Raw genomic sequence first — 18,333 nt, forward strand, 5'->3', positions numbered from 1 at the left:
AGTCTGCGCTAGACCCCGATTTTCTTTAAATTTCCTGCCGCAATCGCCCGGAACCCGTCCGAGATGCGGGCATCACCTGCTGCCGCGGCCCAGAACACGGCTGCCAGCTGTTTAGCCCGCTCCCACTCCGGCAGCGTCGCCGTGGTGGGCTGCAACCGCCCTGCAGCGAAGTCCCGCGGTACCAGCTCGCCGCCTACCGGGGCGTAGAGCATGGGCAACATGTCGTAGGTGGGCGAGAGGGCCCAGTCGTCGTCTTCCAGCAGCAGCGAGATGTTGCCGTAGTGCCGGTCGGTGTTGGCGATGAGCACGCCAAAGGCTTCCAGAAAGCGCAGGTGCTGCGCGTCGGCGGGGGTCAGCAGGCCGCGGGCCTGCATGCGCTCGGCGGTGGCGGCCCAGTTGTCCATGGCGCCTACGTATTCCGCGTCGTAGACCATCAGCGAGACCATGCCCACGCGGCCATGGGCGGTGCGGTCGAAGCGCTCGGCTTCCAGAAACACCCGGCCTGCGCCGGTAAAGATCTGCGTCTTGGCGGCGGGCACGCCGGCCTGGGCCAGCGTTTCCAGCGCCAGATGCTCGCAGACCAGCAGGTCGCGGGTGCGCTGGTCGGTGGGGGCATCGCCTGCGGGCGAGAACTTGACGATCACGTGGCGACCGGCGGCGTTGGTGCAGAACTTGGGCTGCTCGCCGCCGGCCGACGAGCCCGACAGCGTGCCCTGCATGGCCTGCTCGGCCAGGGCGGGGTAGTCGGCGGGCGAGGCAGCGCGGCTGGCACGCTCGGGCAGGGTGTGGAAACGCTGGAACGCGGCCTCGCCCACCACCAGGTTGCCGGGCAGGTCGTCGCCGCACAGGGCCAGGGCGCGCAGCACGTCGTCGTCGCTCCAGAAGCGCGGGTCGGGCAGCAGCTGCAGTTCGGGATGGGCGTGGGCAAAGGTGCGGCCCATGAAGCCCTGGGGGCGCATGTCGTCCAGAAACCAGGGCAGGCCGTCGAAGCGCTTGCTCAGGCCGTCGGCCTCGTCCACCCACACGGCACCGCTGGCCAGCGGCGTGAGGCGCGCAAACGGGCTGGGCTGGCCCTGGGCATCAATCCGCACCACCGGAATGCTGCTGCCCACGCCGCGCACCGTGCGCGGCAGCACGTAGCGCTGCGAACGCGCCGCGCCCACCTTGTGCACCTGGCCGGACTGCAGCAGCGGCGCCAGCGCCCGCGACACCGTGGGCTGGCTCACGCCCAGGGCGGCTTGCAGCTCGGCTGCCGACACCACGCCGCCGCGCTGGCGCAGCGCTTGCAGGATTTGGGGGGTGAGAGCAGCCATGAAACTATCTATAGTTGAATAGATAAATTATAAAATATTTACAATATATTCAGTAAGTTAGCTTATTCCATGAATAGATACTTTAGATTAAATCTGTCTGCGCCGACGTGCCCGCAAGGCCAGCTGCCAGGCGCGTCGGATGGCCGGGGTCAGCCACAGGGCCTGCAGGGTGGCATAGGCGATGGCGGCGAAGCCTGCGCCCATCAGCGGCAGGCCGACCAGCAGCGGCCAGCCCATGGCCTGCGCCCAGTCCACCATGCCCTGCAACCAGTCGGCTCCCATGCTGGGTAGCGGCGGCAAGGCGTAGGTGCCGGGCAGCACCCACTGCCCGAGCTGGAAGGCCAGCAGGTACAGCGGCACGATGGTCAGCGGATTGGTGTAGCAGGTGGCCAGCGCGCCCGCAATCGCGTTGCCGCGCAGCCAGGCGCACAGCACAAAGGTGGACGGCACCTGGAGCGGCCCGGGGATCAGGCCGCAAAACATTCCGATCGCCACACCCAACGCCAGCGGACGGCGGTTGAAGTCGAACACGTCGTGCCGGTCCAGCCAGGGTTTGGCCCGCTCCAGCAAGGGGCCGTGCAAATGGGCCAGCACTTTGGGTTCCAGGCCGCGCAGCCAGTGGCGTAGTTTTTGGGAGTAGCTGAGCATCTGTGTGGGGGGCTCCAGGTAGGAAGGGGGCGGTCCGACCGCGCGGTGTTGCCGGGCCATAACCTGCGGGCAAATAGGCGTGATTTTAAAAACTAAACCATTCGCAAAAAACACTTTTACAAGGTACCGATATTTCGGAATTTACGAAATGTTCTTGCCCCACCTGAACGAAGTTTCCCGTGCCGAGCCCAGCGCGGGCTGCGGCCTAAAAACTGGGCCCACTAGGGTTTCCCGCAGTGCACGGCCCCCCGTGGTCGGTGGTAAATTTCGCATCCATTGTGGAACCGGTTCCATACACATCAATTTACCATGGAATGCAGGACAGATGGCGACGATTAAAGATGTTGCAAAGCTGGCGGGCGTGGGCGTGGGCACTGCGTCTCGGGCCATGTCGGGCAAGGGCGCGGTGTCGGCCGATGCGGTGGCCAAGGTGCAGGCGGCGGTGCAGGCGCTGGACTTTCGGCCGTCCAACGTGGCGCGGGCGCTGTCGCTCAAAACCTTGGGGATGGTGGGCGTGTACGTGCCCGAATTCGGCGGCTCCTTCATCTCGCGCATCCTCAACGCCATCGATGCCGAGCTGCGCGCCGTGGGCCGCCACATGGTGGTGGCCAGCGGCTGCGGCCAGGGCGACGCACGCCAGCAGGCGCTGGAGGGCGTGGAGTTTTTGGTGCAGCGCGAATGTGACGGCATTCTGGTGTTCAGCAACCACCTGCTGGAGGCCGATCTGCAGGCGCTGCAGGCCCGCTTTCCGCGCGTGGTGCTGCTGAACCGCCAGAGCCCGGTGCTGGGCGAGCGCGCGTTCTATGCCGACCACGAACTCGGCGGGCGGTTGGCGGCGCGGGCACTGCTGTCGCAAGGCCACCGCGCCATTGCCACCATCCAGGGCGCGCTGGACGCACCCGACAACGCGCAGCGCATGCAGGGCTTTTACGCGGCGCTGGCGCAGCACGACATTGAAGTGAAATCCGCCCACCGCATGGACGGCGGCTTCACCTTTGCCAGCGGCCACGCCGCCGCCACCCGCCTGCTCAAGCGCAAGGACCGCAGCTTCACCGCCGTGTTTTGCGCCAACGACGTGATGGCCATGGCCGCGATTTCGCGCTTCACCCAGGCTGGGCTGAAAGTGCCGCAGGACGTGTCGGTGATCGGCTACGACGACACCGATGTGGCCACCTACACCGCCCCGCCGCTGACCACCGTGCACATGCCCATCGCCGAGCTGGGCGCGCAAAGCTGCCGCCACCTGCTTAACCTCTGCTACGGGCTGGAGCTGGAGGTGCAGCGCGACTTTGCCCCCCTGGTGGTGTGGCGCGAATCGGTGGGCCCCGGCCCCCATTTTTCCAGTTCATTTGTCAAATAAAAAGAAGGAGACCCGTTCCATGGCTATCGCCCTCGGCATCATCGGTGCCGGCAACATCTTCCCGGCCTACCTGCGGACGCTCAAGCGCAGCCGCCTGTTTCGCATCGTTGGCGTGGCCGACGCGGTGCCTGCGGCAGCGCAAAAACGTGCCGAAGAATTCGGCCTGCCGTTCATGACCGTAGAGCAGCTTCTGGCCAGCGATGCCAGCATCGTGCTCAACCTCACGCCGCCCCAGGCCCACCACACCACCGGCCTGCAGGTGCTCAACGCGGGCAAGCACTTCTTCACCGAAAAGCCGTTGGCTGCTACCTTTGCGCAAGGCAAGGAACTGGTAGCCCTGGCCAAGCGCAAAAAGCTGCGCATCGGCTGCGCCCCGGACACCTTTTTGGGCGCGGGTGCGTAAACCGTGCGGGCCTTGGTGGACGCGGGCACGGTGGGGGCCATCCGTTTTGGTACGGCGCAGTTCATGGGCCACGGGCCGGACCATTGGCACCCGAACCCGGCCTTCTTCTACCAGCCCGGTGCGGGCCCGATGTTCGACATGGGCGTGTACTACCTGACGCACCTGGTGAACCACCTCGGCCCGGTGGCCAGCGTGCGCGGCACCGCCCACACGGCGCACACCACACGCACCGTGCCGCTGGGCGAGCGCAAGGGCCAGAAGATCGCGGTAGACACCCCCACCCACATCGTCAGCAATTTGAGCTTTGCCAGCGGAGCCGAGGTGGTGCTGACCTGCAGCTTCGACGTGTGGAAGCACAGCCACGCACCCATCGAACTCTACGGCGAAGACGGCAGCATCCTGGGCCACGACCCGAACCAGTTTGGCGGCCCGGTGAAGTTCGCCCGCCAGCTGGACGACTGGACGCGTAGCCAAGACAAGCGCCCCTACACCACCAACGCCCGCGGCATCGGCCTGATCGACATGGCCCAGGCCATCGCCGCCGACCGCCCGCACCGCTGCAGCGAAGCCCTGGCCCTGCACGTGCTGGAGGTGATGGAGCGCGCCCTGGATGCCGCCCGCACCGGCAAGCCGCAGCGCACCACCACCACCTGCGAGCGCCCCGCGCCGCTAACGCACAAACTGTTTTGACCCCCAAGGAAGCACGATGAAAATCTCGGTACAAATCTATTCCCTGCGCGAGGCGGGCGACCTCGATGTGCAACTGGCCCTGGCGCGCAGTTGCGGCTTCACCTGGGTGGAAACTGTGGCCACCCACGGCCTCACGCCGCAGGCTTTTGCCGACAAGGTGGCCGCGCACGGGCTGCAGGTGTCGTCCATGCACGCCGCGCTGGCGCTGCTGGAGACCGACATCGCCACGGTCATCGAAGCCTGCCGCCTGACAGGCTGCCCGCTGGTGGTCATGCCCTGGCTGCCCATGGGGGAGCGCTCGCCCACCGCGGCGGGCTTTGTGGCCCTGGGCCAGCGGCTGGCCGCGCTAGGCGATGCACTGCGTGCGCACGGTGTGCAACTGGCGTACCACAACCACGATTTCGAGTTCTTGCCCTACGAGGGCCGCACGGCGCTGGAATGGATCTTCTCGGCCGCTACGCCCGCGCAACTGGGCTGGGAGGCCGACCTGGGCTGGGTCAGCCGCGCCGGGGCCGACCCGCAGGTGTGGCTGGACAAGTTTGCCGACCGCCTGGTCGCGGTGCACGCCAAAGACATCGCCCCGCCGCGCATGGCGCTGGAGGAGGACGGCTGGACCACGCTGGGTCAGGGCATCGTGCCTTGGGTGGCGCTGCTGGCACAGCTCAAAACCCGTACCAACTTGGTGGTGTTCGAGCACGACCACCCGGTCGATTTCGCCAGCACGCTGCGCAACAGCCATGCATTTCTCACCCAACATCTCTCCAACACCTAGGCTGATATGACACACAACAGTATCCAAGGCCCGGCCATCTTTCTGGCCCAGTTTGCAGGCGACACCGCCCCTTTCAACACCCTGCCCAATATCGCCCGCTGGGCGGCGGGGCTAGGCTACAAGGGCGTGCAAATCCCCAGCTGGGATGCCCGCTTGTTCAACCTGGCCCGCGCCGCCGAGAGCCAAACCTACTGCGACGAAGTCACCGGCCAACTGGCCGAGCACGGCCTGGTCATCACCGAGCTGTCCACCCATCTGCAAGGCCAACTGGTGGCGGTGCACCCGGCCTACGACTTGCCGATGGACGGCTTTGCCCCCGAGGCAGTGCGTGGCAAACCGGCCGAGCGCACGGCCTGTGCCATCGCGCAATTGAAGTTGGCGGCCCAGGCCTCGCAGCGGCTGGGTTTGAAGTCGCACGCCACCTTCAGCGGTGCGCTGGCCTGGCCCTACCTCTACCCCTGGCCGCAGCGCCCGGCGGGGCTGGTGGAGGCCGCGTTCGACGAACTCGCCAAGCGCTGGCTGCCCATCCTGGACACGTTCGATGCTGCGGGCGTAGACGTGTGCTACGAGGTGCACCCCGGCGAAGACCTGTGCGACGGCGCCAGCTATGAGATGTTTCTGGACCGGGTGCACCAGCACCTGCGCGCCTGCCTGCTGTATGACCCCAGCCACTTTGTGCTGCAGCAGCTGGACTACCTGGCCTACATCGACCTGTACCACGACCGCATCAAGGCCTTCCACGTCAAGGATGCCGAGTTCCGCCCGAATGGCCGCACAGGGGTGTACGGTGGCTTCCAGAAATGGCAAGACCGCGCCGGGCGTTTCCGCTCGCTGGGCGATGGCCAGGTGGACTTTCGCGCCATCTTCAGCAAGCTCACCCAGTACGGCTACCGCGGCTGGGCGGTGCTGGAGTGGGAATGCTGCATCAAGCACCCCGAGCAAGGCGCAGCCGAGGGCGCGCCCTTCATCCAGGACCACCTGATCCGCGTGGCCGAGCGGGCGTTCGATGACTTCGCCGCCAGCGGCACCGATGCCGCCGCGAATCGCCGCATGTTGGGCCTGGAATAAAAGAAAGAGACACCATGACACCGAACATCGAATCCCTGCTCGACCAGATGACGCTGGAGGAGCAGGTGGGCCTGCTCGCAGGGGCCGACTTCTGGACCACCGTGCCCGTGCCGCGCCTGGGCGTGCCCGCCATCAAGGTGACCGACGGCCCCAACGGCGCACGCGGCGGGGTTTTCAAAGACGGCCCCACAACAGCCTGCTTCCCTGTCGGCATCGCCCTGGCCTCCACCTGGAACCCGGCGCTGATCGAGCAGACCGGCGCGGCCCTGGGCGCCGAGGCCAAGTTGAAGGGGGCCAGCGTGCTGCTGGCCCCCACCGTCAACCTGCACCGCACGGTGCTCAATGGCCGCAACTTCGAATGCCACTCCGAAGACCCCTGGCTCAGCTCCGAGCTGGGTGTGGCCTATGTGCGCGGCGTGCAAAGCACCGGCGTGGCCGCCACCATCAAGCACTTTGTGGGCAACGACAGCGAATACCAGCGCATGAGCATGAGCTCCGACATCCCCGAGCGGGCTCTGCGCGAGCTGTACCTGCTGCCCTTTGAGCGGGCGGTCAAGGAAGCCGGTGTGATGGCCGTGATGACCGGCTACAACCGCCTGGACGGCATTTACGCCGCCGACCACCAGCGCATGCTGCAACAGGTGCTGCGCGATGAATGGGGCTTTACCGGCCTGGTCATGTCCGACTGGATGGGCCTGCACAGCACCGTAGAAGGCGTGCTGGCCGGGTGCGACCTGGAAATGCCCGGCCCGGCGGCGGAGCGCGGTGCCAAGCTGGTGCAGGCCGTGAAGGATGGCCTGCTGCCTGCCGATGCCGTGCGCGCCTGCGCCCGCCGTGTGCTGCAACTCATCGAGCGCGTGGGTGCCTTCGACAACCCCGGCATCCCCGCTGAACGTGCCGACGACCTGCCTGCCCACCGCGCGCTGATCCGCCGCCTGGGCTCCGAAGGCGTGGTGCTGCTGAAGAACGACGGGCTGTTGCCACTGGCTCCTAAAGCGGGCCACACCGTAGCGTTGATCGGTATTGCTGCCGTCACACCCCAGGCCATGGGCGGCGGCAGCGCCACCGTCAACGCGCACTACCGCATCGCCCCGCTGGCGGCCCTGCAGGCGCAGTGCCCGGGGACCACATTCACCCACCACCCCGGGGCCGACATCCACCGCTATGTGCCGGTGCTGAACACGCCCATGCAGCTGGAGTTTTTCAACAGCCTGGACTTCAGCGGCCCGGTGGTTTGCCGCCAGACCGTGCACAACACCGAGCAGCTCTGGATCGACACCGTGGACGCAGCCGTCACGGCCGATGCCTTCTCGGCCCGCGCCACGCTGCGCTTTGTGGCCGCCGAGGCGGGCGAGCACCAGTTCTCGCTGGTCAGCGCAGGCCTGAGCCGGGCGTACATCAATGGCGACCTGGCGGTGGATGCCTGGAGCGGCTGGAGCCGGGGCGACACCTACTTCACCTTCGGCTGCAACGAGGTGCGCCACAGCCGCACCCTGGCCCAGGGCGAGGTCTGCGAGGTGGTGGTTGAGTTCAGCACCGGCACACCCGAATCCACCCCCATCCACGCCCTGCGCTTCGGCGCGTACCGCGTGCTGGGCGAGGCCGACATCGCCGCCGCCGTGGCTGCCGCCGCCCAAGCGGACGTGGCCGTGGTGTTTGCAGGGCTCAACGCCGAGTGGGACAACGAGGGCCTGGACCGCAGCGGCATCACCCTGCCGCACAGCCAGAACGCCCTGATCGCCCGCGTGGTGGCCGCCAACCCGCGCACCGTGGTGGTGTTGCAAACCGGCTCGCCCGTGGCCCTGCCCTGGTTGGCCGACGTACCTGCCGTGCTGCAAGCCTGGTACCCCGGCCAGGAGTGCGGCAACGCCATCGCCGACGTGCTGCTGGGCACGGCCGAACCCGGTGGCCGCCTGCCGCAAACCTGGCCGGTGCAGCTGCAAGACACTGTAGGTTTTGGCAACCCCCGGCACTACCCCGGCGTGGATGGCCATGTGGTGTACGACGAGGGCATCTTCATCGGCTACCGGCACTACCAGCAGAAAAATATCACCCCGCTGTTCCCTTTTGGCCATGGCCTGTCGTACACGCAATTTAGCTATGGTGCGCTGCGCTTGGCCAGCACCGTGCTACAGCCCGGCGGCGAGCTGCTGGTGGAAATGGACGTGCAGAACACCGGCAGCCGTGCCGGGCAGACTGTCGTGCAGCTTTATGTCAGCGACTCCAGCGCCAGCCAGCCGCGCCCGGCGCAAGAGCTGAAAGGCTTCGCCAAGCTGACTCTGGCCGCAGGCGAGACCGGTACGGCGCGGTTCCGGCTGGGCATGCGCGCCTTCGCGTTCTATGGCGTGGCGCGTGCGGCTTGGGTGGCGGAGGCGGGGGGCTACCAGGTGCATGTGGGCACCTCGGTGGATGTGCGGATTGCTTCGACGGAGGTGACGTTGAGCGGGGATTGGGTGCAAGCGGTGCAAGCAGATTGAGCGGACGGTAGCCCAGTGGGGTCAGATCATCCATGCGCGCTGAAACGTGGTTTGCAGCGCACTGCCAAACCGCATGCGTGCTCTGACCTCTCTGGGCTAGACCCGTCGAGCCTGCGACGGGGTAGGCTGCAATGGGCTTCACAGTAAATGCTCTGTTTTTCATAGCTGCTTGCGTATATTCCATATGCGACAGAGGCCATTTTTACCCAAAACTCCCTACACAGAGCTCCCAGCCAACCCTACTTCCGCCCCGCCAGCCACCCCTCCACGCTGTACACCCCCAGCGCCGCCCAGATCAGCCCAAAGCCCGCCAGCCGGGCCATCTGGAACGGCTCGTGGAAGATCCACACGCCCAGGGCGAACTGCAGGGTGGGCGAGATGTATTGCAGGATGCCCAGGGTGGCCAGCGGAATACGCCGCGCACCGGCGGCGAACAGCAGCAGGGGGATGGCGGTCAGCGGCCCGGCCAGCAGCAGCCAGGCGATGGACGGGGCATCGCCCTGCACCAGTACGCCCTGGCCTTGCCAGCTCCACCAGGCCAGCGCGCCCAGGCCCAGCGGGGCGAGCAGGATGGTTTCCAGCGCCAGGCCCTCCAGCGCGCCCAGGCTGGCCACCTTGCGCAGCAGGCCGTAAAAGCCAAAGCTCAGGGCCAGAACCAGCGCAATCCAGGGCAGGCGGCCGGTTTGCACGGTCTGCCACAGCACACCCGCAGCGGCTACGGCCACCGCCAGCCATTGGCCGGGGCGCGGGCGTTCGTGCAGAAATACATAGCCCATGGCCACGTTGATCAGCGGCAGGATGAAATAACCCAGGCTGGCATCCACCACGTGCTGGTTTTGTACGGCCCAAACATAGGTCAGCCAGTTGCCCGACAGCAGCAGGGCCGACAGCGCAAACGCACCCAGCACCCGGGGCTGGCGCACTACATCGCGCATCCACCCCCAGTGCCTGCGCACCAGCAGCACACCCAGCACGAACACCAGCGACCACACCGTGCGGTGCACCACCACCTCCAGCGCCGGAATGCCCGCGAGCTGGTGGAAGTACAGAGGAAACAGGCCCCAGGCCGCGTAGGCGAGGGTGGCGTAGACGATGCCGAGGTTCATGTGGGGTTTTGGCATACCCCCAAGCTGCAGCGCTACGCATCTTTCGCCAACCCCCCTCGCATCGGTTTGCCAAAACCGATGCGACATGCAGGGGGCGATACCAGAGGCCCGGCAAAGCCGGTTCCTCGGTATCTCTGGAAGTGTGCGTTCTTGCCTTCGCGGGGGGTGTGGTATTTGGGTTTTTAGATAAAAAGGGGCTGTAGCGTAGATGTTACCTGTGCTGTTAGCTATGGATTAAATAGCGATCAGGCGGGTGTGCTGTGCACCGTCACAAATTTGTGCACCGGGCTGGACAGCACCAGGGACGTGGTCACCGCGCCGTGCACCGCCAGCGCGTCCACCACGCGCTGCAGGTCTTCGGGTTGGGCGATGGCGCAGCGCACGATGAAGCAGTCTTCGCCGGTCACGCGGTCGGCCTGCAGCACCTCGGGCATTTGCTGGAACAGTTCGACGTAGGGCTGGATGCCCCGGTGCGTGGTCTGGATGCGGATGATGGCCTGCAGGCCCACGCCCAGCGCGCGCAGGTTCACCCGGGCGCTGTAGCCTTCGATGACACCGGCTTCTTCCAGCTTGCGCACGCGCTCGCTCATCGCCGGTTGCGACAGGCCGATGCGCTTGCCGATAGCGGCCAGGCTTTGCCGCGCATCGGTTTGCAGGGCTTGCAGAATCAGCAGGTCTTTTTTATCGAGTTGCATGGGGTCAGATAAACCGATGGGTCATTGGTTTGCGGGGGTGTTTTCGAATGCGCGGCGGTGCACAACCGCCGCGTGGAGCGCTATCGTAAAGCCCTCTCCACCTCCTACCACCAAGCCATGCAACTCGTTGGAATGCTCGACTCCCCGTATGTGCGCCGCGTCGCCATTTCGCTGCGGCTACTGGGTCTGCCGTTTGCGCACCGCCCCGTCTCGGTCTTCAGCAGCTTTGCCCAGTTCCAGCAGACCAACCCGGTGGTGAAGGCCCCCACCCTGGTCTGCGATGACGGCGTGTGCCTGATGGATTCCACGCTGATCCTGGACTACGCCGAGAGCCTGGCCCCGCCCGAGCGCAGCCTGGTGCCGCGTGCGCCTGCCGCGCGCCGCCGCGATCTGCAGCTGCTGGGCCTGGCCCTGGCGGCCTGCGAGAAGACGGTGCAGATCGTTTACGAACGCAACCTGCGCCCGCCAGAAAAGCAGCACGCGCCTTGGCTGGACCGGGTGCACGGCCAACTGGCCGCCGCCTACGCCGCGCTGGAAACCGAGCTGGCCCGCGCGCCACTGCGGGCTGACGCGCTGACCCAGGCGGGCATCACCACCGCCGTGGCCTGGGGCTTTACCTAAATGCTGTTGCCCGGAGCCGTGGATGCCGCCGCGCACCCCACCCTGGTGGGCTTTGCCGCGCAGGCCGAACGGCTACCGGCATTTGTGGCAACACCAGCGGCTTGAAAGGGCCGCAGGGCGTATTGGCCAAAAATAAGGGTAAAAAAGGCCTATAGCGCATATATAACCTACGCTAGTAGCTATTGATTAAATAGCAAAAATCGTAAGCAGTCTGGCGCGGGTGCTCTGCGCCAGCAGGCCTTTACTCGATGATCTTTTTGGGTTCCCCTTCTTTGTCCTTCTCCGGCTTGTGCTCGCCATGGGCGGGTTCGTGGGGGTGGATGGCTTTTTCGGCCTCGGCCTTTTCTTTTTCGCGGGCGGCATGTTCTGCGTTGGCGTTCGCATTGCCATTCGCGGCGGCGGGTGGCACAGGGCGTGCCGCCTCGGGGCGCGGGGGCTCGTGGGCATGCTCTTTGGCGGCGGGCGGCTCTGGTGGTGCCGCGACCGGTGCCCGCGGGCGTACCGGTTGCACCTGGGGCGGTGGCGGTACGGCTTGCAGTACCGGCAGGGGTGCGGCCAGTGCCGGGCGTGCCATGGGGGCCTGCATGGGGGCGGGTGCAGGCGGCGCGACGGCATGCACGGTCTGGGGTGGTGGCAGCGCCACGGGTGCGCGGGTGGGGGTGAACGATGGAATCGGCTTGTTGGACACCGGCACCGGGGCCTGCATGTGCACTACCGGCGGCAGGGCGGCGGCCAGGTGCGCTTGCGCGGGTACCGCCGACTCAAACGCCCGGCCCGAGGCGGTGGCACCCGCCGGGGCCACGATGGTCACGTTCGTGATGTTGGTGATATTGGTGGTGCGGTTGTTGTTGACCGTGGTGTTGTTCTGGATGTGCATGCCCACGTTGACTACCGGCGGCGCGCTGACCACCACGGCGGGCGGCGTGCCCACCGGGGCGGGAATGATGATGCCGGGGCGCGACCCGGGCGGCGGCGGCACAAACACGCCTTGCGGCCCCATCGGCGGCGGGCCGTGCAGCACGCCTATGGCCACCGCCATCAGGCCCAGGCTGATGCCAATGGCCGGTGCCACAAACACCTGGCCCGGCGCGTTCCAGTGGCCAGTGATGAAGACCACCGCGTCGTTGCGGTGCTCGTAATACGGGTTGACCCAGTGGTAGCCCGGCTGCGGCACCGGTGCCCAATGCCCGGCGGCCCAGACCCAGTTGCCTTCCCAAACCCAGTAGCCCCCGACCCACACCGCCTCGTTGAACGGCATGGGCGGTGGTGCCTCTACCAGCATCGGTGGCGGGGCCCAGGGCACCAGAATCGGCGCGGGCTGCACCAGGGGTGGCTCCACAAACACGCTGACCACCGGCGCGGCCACGGCATATTGCATAGGGGCCACGTAGACGGCGGGTGCGCGTTGCACGATGTGCACCGGGGGAGGGGGTGGCGGTGCCACGATACAGCCCGATACACACAGGGCCGCCACGGTGCCCAGCGGCCAGACCAGGGTGCGAGAAAAAGAGGGAGACATGGATTCCTTCGGTAAAAACGACCCGCCAGAGGTTGAAAGAACCCTGCGCTTACCGGTGCCAACGCCAGTGCGGTCCGTGCCGTTGACCTGGGCCAGGTGCTGCGTTTTGCGGATACGGGCCATGGTGGCCTGCCGTGCGGGATGGCGGCGGCGGTCGGCCCAATGGGTGGCCAGTGTGCAGGGCTCCCATTGGGCCTATCACCCCGCCCAGGTCATTTTTTGTAAAGCCTAGCCCCGCCAGCCGGTGCTGGGCGGCTGCGGCGGCCTGGCCGGTGCCGCCAGGCCACGCCCCAGCCGGAAGGTGTCCGACGGCAGTTCACCAAACAGTGCGCGGTAGTCGCTGGCGAAATGGCCAAAGTGCCAGAAGCCGAAACGGGTGGCGGCCTCGGTCACTGAATCCGCATCGCCCCATACCCGCAACACCCGGCGCACGCGGTTCAGCCGCTCGGTGCGCAGGTATGAAGCAGGGTTCACGCCCAACGCATCCTGGAACGCGTACTGCAGGCAGCGGCGGCTGACGCCCAGCACGGCCACCAGTTCAGCCACCGACAAAGGGCCGTCCCGGGAGGCCTGTTCGATATGCGAGCGGGCGGTTTGCACCAGCCGCCAGTTGCGGTTGGTGCTGGGCGGCGGGGCCGCAGCGCGCAGTGGCTCGGCTTCCAGCAGGTCCAGCAGGCCGTAGACCAGCGACTTCTCGAAGGCTTCGCAAACTGCCGGGTTGTCCAGCACATCGGGCGCATGGCCCACGGCATCCAGCATGGCGCGCAGCATTTGGCGCAGCGCGTCCATGCGTTCGCCGGGCAGGTCCAGCACGGTGGCGCGCGGGCCCAGTGCCTGGGCGATGCGGGCCAGGGCTTCGCGCAGCGCCGGGTTGGCAAAGCGCGCCGGATAGAACTCGATATCCACCACCACATGCTGCTCGGGCGAGCGGAACTCGAAGCCGTCGACACCGGAAAAAACATGCAGGCCGTTGAGGTGGCTGCGCTGCCCGCACAGCAGCGAATGGCCTTCCAGTTGCAGCGGCACGCCCACCGCCACGCAATGGGGCGGCAATGCACCGCGTTGCAGCACGGCACGGTTTAGCCGCTCGACCACGATGTGCACCGCGCCGGTGTCGATCTCGGTGACGCTGCCCGCGAAGGCCCCGGCCGAGAGCTGGCAGTACGACTGGTTCCAGGCGCGCAGCACCGCCGCCTGCTCGTCGCTGTCGCTGCAATGGAAGACGTGGAAGTGTGGGAGGGCGGTGGCGGGCTGCATGGGGGACTCCGATCGCGTCCCGACATCCGGAACTGGACCGTAAAAATTAAGCAAGTCTTTTGCCAATTCGGGATAGTGCCATTACGGTGGAATTTTTAGACTGGGGCGAACCAGCACTTTCGATTCCATTCCACACAGGAGCATTTCCATGGCAGGCAGACTCGCAGGCAAGACGGCCATCATCTCTGGCGGTGCCACTGGCGCAGGCGGCGCGGCATCCAAACTCTTCGCCGCCGAGGGCGCGCGGGTGGCGATTTTCGATATCAACGTGGCCGCCGCTGAGACGGTGGTGGCCGAGATCGTGCAAGCCGGGGGCGAGGCCGCGTTCTTCCAAGCCGATGTGTCCGACCGGGCGCAGATCGAACACGCGCTGGCCGGGGCCAATGCCCGCTTTGGCACCGTCTCTGTGCTGTTCAACCATGCGGGCACCATCATCGTGAAGCCGTTTCTGGACACCACCGACGAGGACTACGACCGGCTGATGGACATCAACGTGAAAAGCATGTTCATGGTGACCCGCGCCGTGCTGCCGCAAATGCTGGCCGCAGGCAAGGGCAGCATTGTCTGCACCGCCTCCATCTCGTCCGTGGCCGCCACGCCCTTGGAGGTGCTGTACTGCATGACCAAGGGTGCCTGCGCCATGTTGGCGCGCGCCGTGGCGGTGGAGTACCGCGACCGGGGCATTCGCTGCAACGCGGTGTGCCCCGGCTTCATCGACACACCGCACGGCCAGCGCGAAATCGCGGCCCTGGCCCAGCATGGGTTCGAGGGCACGGTAGAGGCGCTGGCGGTGCAGCAAGGGCGACTCTGCCAGCCCGAAGAAGTGGCCAAGGCTGCCCTGTTCCTGGCCAGCGACGACGCCAGCTTCGTCAACGGCGCACACCTGTTTGTCGACAACTGCTTTACCGCCGCCTAGTTTTCACGCCACTTTTTTCCACACCACTTCTTCACACCATTCACCGAAAGGTTTGTTTATGAGCGCAATCTCTCCCCCCGCCATGGACGCGGATGTCAAACTTTTGCACGAGATGGGCTATGCCCAGGAGCTGTCGCGCCGCATGGGGCGCTTTTCCAACTTTGCGGTGTCGTTCTCGTTGATCTGCATCTTGTCGGGCGGCATTACGTCCTTCCAGATGGGCCTGTCGGCGGCGGGTGGCGCGTCCATCGGGCTGGGCTGGCCGCTGGGAGGCTTGTTCGCGATGATCGTGGCTGCGTCGATGGCGCAGATCGCCTCGGCCTACCCCACCGCGGGCGGCTTGTACCACTGGAGCTCTATCCTGGGCGGCAAGATCTGGGGCTGGCTGACCGCCTGGTTCAACCTGCTGGGCCTGGTGTTTGTGGTGGCGGCCATCAACTTCGGCACCTACGACCCGTTCTTCAAGACCCTGATCGCCCCGCTGTTTGGCGTGGCACCTGAGTCTTTGGGTTGGATGCACCAGACCTTGTTTTTGGCCGTGATCACCGGTCTGCAAGCGCTGTTGAACCACCGCTTTGCCTGGCTCACCAGCCGCATCACCGACCTGTCGGGCTACCTGATCTTTGTGGTCACGGTGGTGCTGGTGGTGTCGCTGATCGCCTATGCGCCCCAGCCGCTGGACTTCAGCCGCCTCTACACCTTCACCAACTTCACCGGCGTGGACGGTGGTGCCTGGCCACAGCAAACGCTGGTGATGGCTTTTTTGTCGGGCCTGCTGCTGACGGCCTACACCATCACCGGTTTTGATGCTTCGGCCCACACCGCCGAAGAAACCCACGATGCCGCCAAGAACGTGCCCAAGGGCATCATCAATTCGGTGCTGTGGTCGGTATTGTTTGGCTACGTGATGGTGTGCAGCTTTGTGCTGGTGATGCCCGATTTGACGGCAGGCATGAAGATGGGCACCGGCTTTTTTGAAGCCATCCTGGCCCCCATTCCCACCGCCTTGCGGGTCACCATCGAGGTGCTGATGTTTTTTATCAACTTCGTTTGTGGCCTGGCGGCGGTCACGTCTTGCTCACGCATGATGTACGCCTTTGCCCGCGATGGTGGCCTGCCTGGTTCGCACTGGCTCAAGCAGGTGCACCACGTACAGCGTACTCCGGGCGCGGCCATCTGGGTCACTGCCATCCTGGCGATTTCCATCACGCTGTATGGTGACGCGTTTACCGTGCTGAGCGCCGGCAGCGCGGTGTTTTTGTTCATCTCCTACGCCATGCCGATTGCCGCAGGCCTGTTGTCCGAAGGCAAGGGCTGGACCAAAAAAGGCCCGTTCAACCTGGGCGCCTGGTCCAAGCCGTTCGCGGTGCTGGGCGTGGTGGGTGCACTGGTGCTGGCCTACGTGGGCATGCAGGCACCGAATGAAAAAGTGGCCTACGTCACCGTGGCCCTGTTGGCGGTGCTGCTGGTGATCTGGTTCGCCTTTGGCGTGAACAAGCGCTTCGCTGGCCCACCGATCGGCCAGCGTATTGCCGAACGCCAGGCGCACATGGGCGAGATCGAGGCCGAGTTGATGGCGCAAAAGGGCTGAGCGCCGCAACTCTGTTTGCTACATAAAAAATAGCTACTAGCGTAGGTGGTACCTGCGCTAGAGCCCTAAAAGACTTGAAACATAAAAAAACGCGCCCGAGGGCGCGTTTTTGGGTCGCAGCAAGTGCTGTTTACTTGGCCATCACGCGGGCCATTTCCAACACTTTGTTGGAGTAACCCCATTCGTTGTCGTACCAGCTCACCAGCTTGACGAAGGTGCCGTCCAGGGCGATGGAGGCATCAGCGTCGTAGATGGAGGTGCGGCTGTCGCCACGGAAGTCGGTGGCAACGACCTTGTCTTCGGTGTAGCCCAGCACGCCCTTCATGGCGCCTTCGGACTGGGCCTTCAACTCGGCGTTGATTTCAGCGATGGTGGCCGAGGTGTTCAGCTCCACGGTCAAGTCGACCACCGACACGTCGCTGGTGGGCACGCGGAAGGCCATGCCGGTGAGCTTTTTGTTCAGTTCAGGAATCACCACGCCCACGGCCTTGGCGGCACCGGTGCTGGAGGGGATGATGTTTTCCAGAATGCCACGGCCGCCGCGCCAGTCTTTGTTCGACGTGCCGTCCACGGTTTTTTGCGTGGCGGTGGCCGCGTGCACGGTGGTCATCAGGCCGCGCTTGATGCCGAACTTGTCGTTGATCACCTTGGCCAGGGGGGCCAGGCAGTTGGTGGTGCATGAGGCGTTGGAGATGATGGCCTGGCCGGCGTAGGTCTTGTCGTTCACGCCATAGACGAACATGGGGGTGTCGTCCTTGGAGGGTGCCGACAGGATGACCTTTTTGGCGCCTGCGTCGATGTGCTTCTGGGCGGTTTCTTTGGTCAGGAACAGGCCGGTGGATTCGACCACGATGTCGGCACCCACGTCGGCCCATTTCAGGTTGGCCGGGTCGCGCTCTTGCGTCAGGCGGATTTTCTTGCCGTTGACGATGAGCACGCCGTTGTCCACCGACACCTCGCCCTTGAAGCGGCCGTGCACGCTGTCGTACTGCAGCATGTACGCCAGGTAGTCGGGCTCCAGCAGGTCGTTGATGCCGACGATTTCGATGTCGTTGAAGTTTTGTACCGCAGCGCGGAACACCATGCGGCCAATGCGGCCGAAGCCGTTGATACCAATTTTGATGGTCATGTCTCTATCTCCAGTAGTTAAAAGGTGAAACTTGCACGGATAGCCCCAGGCATACCTGGGGCTGGGCTGATGACTTCTTTACTTCTTCTTCTTTTTCGGGGCCAGCACTTTTTGCACCGTCGCGGCCACGTTCTCGGGCGTGAAGCCAAAGAGCTTGAACAGCACGGGAGCCGGTGCGGATTCGCCGTAGGTGTCCAGGCCAACCACGGCCGCGCAGCCGTATTTCCACCAGCCGTCGGTCACGCCCATTTCGACCGCGATGCGGGGCACGCCGACCGGCAGCACTTCGGTTTTGTAGGCTTCGGTCTGGCGGTCAAACACGCTGTTGCTGGGCATGGAGACCACGCGCACGGCGATTTTTTGCGTGGCCAGCAGGGCCTGGGCGGCCAGGGCCAGTTGCACTTCGGAGCCGGTGGCGATGATGACGGCCTGGGCCTTCTTCTTCAGGCCAACGGCGCTGGGCTCGGACAGCACGTAGGCACCGCGGCTGATCTCGCCCAGGTCGGTCTTTGCGGCGTAGGCGATGTTCTGGCGGCTCAGCAGCAGGGCGCTGGGGCGGCTCTTGCTTTCCAGGGCCACGGCCCAGGCCACGGCGGTTTCAGCGGTATCGCCCGGACGCCACACGTCCAGGTTGGGGATCAAACGCAGGCTGGCGGCGTGTTCGACCGACTGGTGGGTCGGGCCGTCTTCGCCCAGGCCGATGGAGTCGTGGGTGAACACGTGCACCACGCGCAGCTTCATCAGCGCGGCCATGCGGATGGCGTTGCG

At 65.5% G+C, this 18,333-nt stretch carries 16 protein-coding genes and 1 pseudogene; 9 read left to right on the forward strand and 8 right to left on the reverse strand.

Features of this window, described 5'->3' with window-relative positions; genetic code table 11:
* Positions 1-8: 8 nt before the first annotated feature.
* Positions 9-1,313 carry a type II toxin-antitoxin system HipA family toxin YjjJ gene (yjjJ, locus tag Q0T48_RS13140; RefSeq protein ID WP_295957050.1) on the reverse strand — a complete coding sequence of 435 codons (1,305 nt, stop codon included), beginning with the start codon at positions 1,311-1,313 and terminating at the stop codon, positions 9-11.
* An 87-nt stretch (positions 1,314-1,400) separates the two neighbouring features.
* The gene (locus Q0T48_RS13145; protein WP_295957052.1) at positions 1,401-1,961 is read right to left on the reverse strand and encodes a DUF2062 domain-containing protein; all 561 of its coding nucleotides are present in this window, start codon (positions 1,959-1,961) and stop codon (positions 1,401-1,403) included.
* Positions 1,962-2,286: 325 nt separating this feature from the next.
* On the opposite strand from Q0T48_RS13145, the gene Q0T48_RS13150 reads away from it, so the two are divergent.
* Genes Q0T48_RS13150 through Q0T48_RS13175 form a run of 6 tightly spaced genes read left to right on the forward strand, consistent with a single transcriptional unit; the run spans position 2,287 to position 8,731 of the window.
* A complete protein-coding gene (locus Q0T48_RS13150) occupies positions 2,287-3,321 on the forward strand; it encodes a substrate-binding domain-containing protein (RefSeq protein ID WP_295957054.1) in 1,035 nt (344 codons plus the stop codon).
* A gap of 19 nt (positions 3,322-3,340) precedes the next feature.
* Complete coding sequence (locus tag Q0T48_RS13155) at positions 3,341-3,724, forward strand: Gfo/Idh/MocA family oxidoreductase (RefSeq protein WP_295957056.1); 384 nt, start codon at positions 3,341-3,343, stop codon at positions 3,722-3,724.
* A 3-nt stretch (positions 3,725-3,727) separates the two neighbouring features.
* Positions 3,728-4,414, forward strand: coding sequence for a hypothetical protein (locus tag Q0T48_RS13160; protein WP_295957058.1), 687 nt, complete (start codon positions 3,728-3,730; stop codon positions 4,412-4,414).
* A 16-nt stretch (positions 4,415-4,430) separates the two neighbouring features.
* The gene (locus tag Q0T48_RS13165; protein WP_295957060.1) at positions 4,431-5,186 is read left to right on the forward strand and encodes a sugar phosphate isomerase/epimerase; all 756 of its coding nucleotides are present in this window, start codon (positions 4,431-4,433) and stop codon (positions 5,184-5,186) included.
* A gap of 6 nt (positions 5,187-5,192) precedes the next feature.
* A complete protein-coding gene (locus tag Q0T48_RS13170; protein ID WP_295957061.1) occupies positions 5,193-6,254 on the forward strand; it encodes a sugar phosphate isomerase/epimerase in 1,062 nt (353 codons plus the stop codon).
* A gap of 14 nt (positions 6,255-6,268) precedes the next feature.
* Entirely contained in the window at positions 6,269-8,731 is a 2,463-nt protein-coding gene (locus Q0T48_RS13175; RefSeq protein ID WP_295957063.1) for a glycoside hydrolase family 3 C-terminal domain-containing protein, read from the forward strand.
* A 239-nt stretch (positions 8,732-8,970) separates the two neighbouring features.
* On the opposite strand, the gene rarD is transcribed toward Q0T48_RS13175, so the two are convergent.
* Positions 8,971-9,837 carry an EamA family transporter RarD gene (rarD, locus tag Q0T48_RS13180; RefSeq protein WP_295957078.1) on the reverse strand — a complete coding sequence of 289 codons (867 nt, stop codon included), beginning with the start codon at positions 9,835-9,837 and terminating at the stop codon, positions 8,971-8,973.
* Between the two features lie 245 nt (positions 9,838-10,082).
* Positions 10,083-10,532, reverse strand: a complete 450-nt coding sequence (locus tag Q0T48_RS13185; protein ID WP_295957064.1) for an Lrp/AsnC family transcriptional regulator — start codon at positions 10,530-10,532, stop codon at positions 10,083-10,085.
* A gap of 117 nt (positions 10,533-10,649) precedes the next feature.
* On the opposite strand from Q0T48_RS13185, the pseudogene Q0T48_RS13190 reads away from it, so the two are divergent.
* A pseudogene (locus Q0T48_RS13190) lies at positions 10,650-11,258 on the forward strand (glutathione S-transferase family protein).
* Positions 11,259-11,394: 136 nt separating this feature from the next.
* Here the strand turns inward: Q0T48_RS13190 and Q0T48_RS13195 are convergent.
* Positions 11,395-12,672, reverse strand: a complete 1,278-nt coding sequence (locus tag Q0T48_RS13195) for a YXWGXW repeat-containing protein (protein ID WP_295957066.1) — start codon at positions 12,670-12,672, stop codon at positions 11,395-11,397.
* A 228-nt stretch (positions 12,673-12,900) separates the two neighbouring features.
* On the reverse strand, positions 12,901-13,929 hold the full coding sequence (locus tag Q0T48_RS13200) for a helix-turn-helix domain-containing protein (RefSeq protein WP_295957068.1): 1,029 nt from the start codon (positions 13,927-13,929) through the stop codon (positions 12,901-12,903).
* A gap of 148 nt (positions 13,930-14,077) precedes the next feature.
* Between Q0T48_RS13200 and Q0T48_RS13205 the strand changes: the two genes are divergently transcribed.
* Both Q0T48_RS13205 and Q0T48_RS13210 read left to right on the forward strand, forming a co-directional pair.
* Positions 14,078-14,845 carry an SDR family oxidoreductase gene (locus Q0T48_RS13205; RefSeq protein ID WP_295957071.1) on the forward strand — a complete coding sequence of 256 codons (768 nt, stop codon included), beginning with the start codon at positions 14,078-14,080 and terminating at the stop codon, positions 14,843-14,845.
* Positions 14,846-14,903: 58 nt separating this feature from the next.
* Positions 14,904-16,436, forward strand: coding sequence for an amino acid permease (locus Q0T48_RS13210; protein WP_295957072.1), 1,533 nt, complete (start codon positions 14,904-14,906; stop codon positions 16,434-16,436).
* 130 nt (positions 16,437-16,566) lie between these two features.
* Here Q0T48_RS13210 and gap read toward each other — a convergent pair whose 3' ends face one another.
* Positions 16,567-17,565 (reverse strand): type I glyceraldehyde-3-phosphate dehydrogenase, encoded by a 999-nt coding sequence (gap, locus tag Q0T48_RS13215; protein ID WP_295957074.1) that lies wholly within the window; start codon positions 17,563-17,565, stop codon positions 16,567-16,569.
* Positions 17,566-17,643: 78 nt separating this feature from the next.
* Positions 17,644-18,333: transketolase C-terminal domain-containing protein (locus tag Q0T48_RS13220; RefSeq protein ID WP_295957076.1), on the reverse strand; the 690-nt coding region annotated here is incomplete at its 5' end.

It is taken from the genome of Rhodoferax sp., assembly GCF_025354435.1.
Lineage (GTDB): Bacteria > Pseudomonadota > Gammaproteobacteria > Burkholderiales > Burkholderiaceae_C > Rhodoferax_B.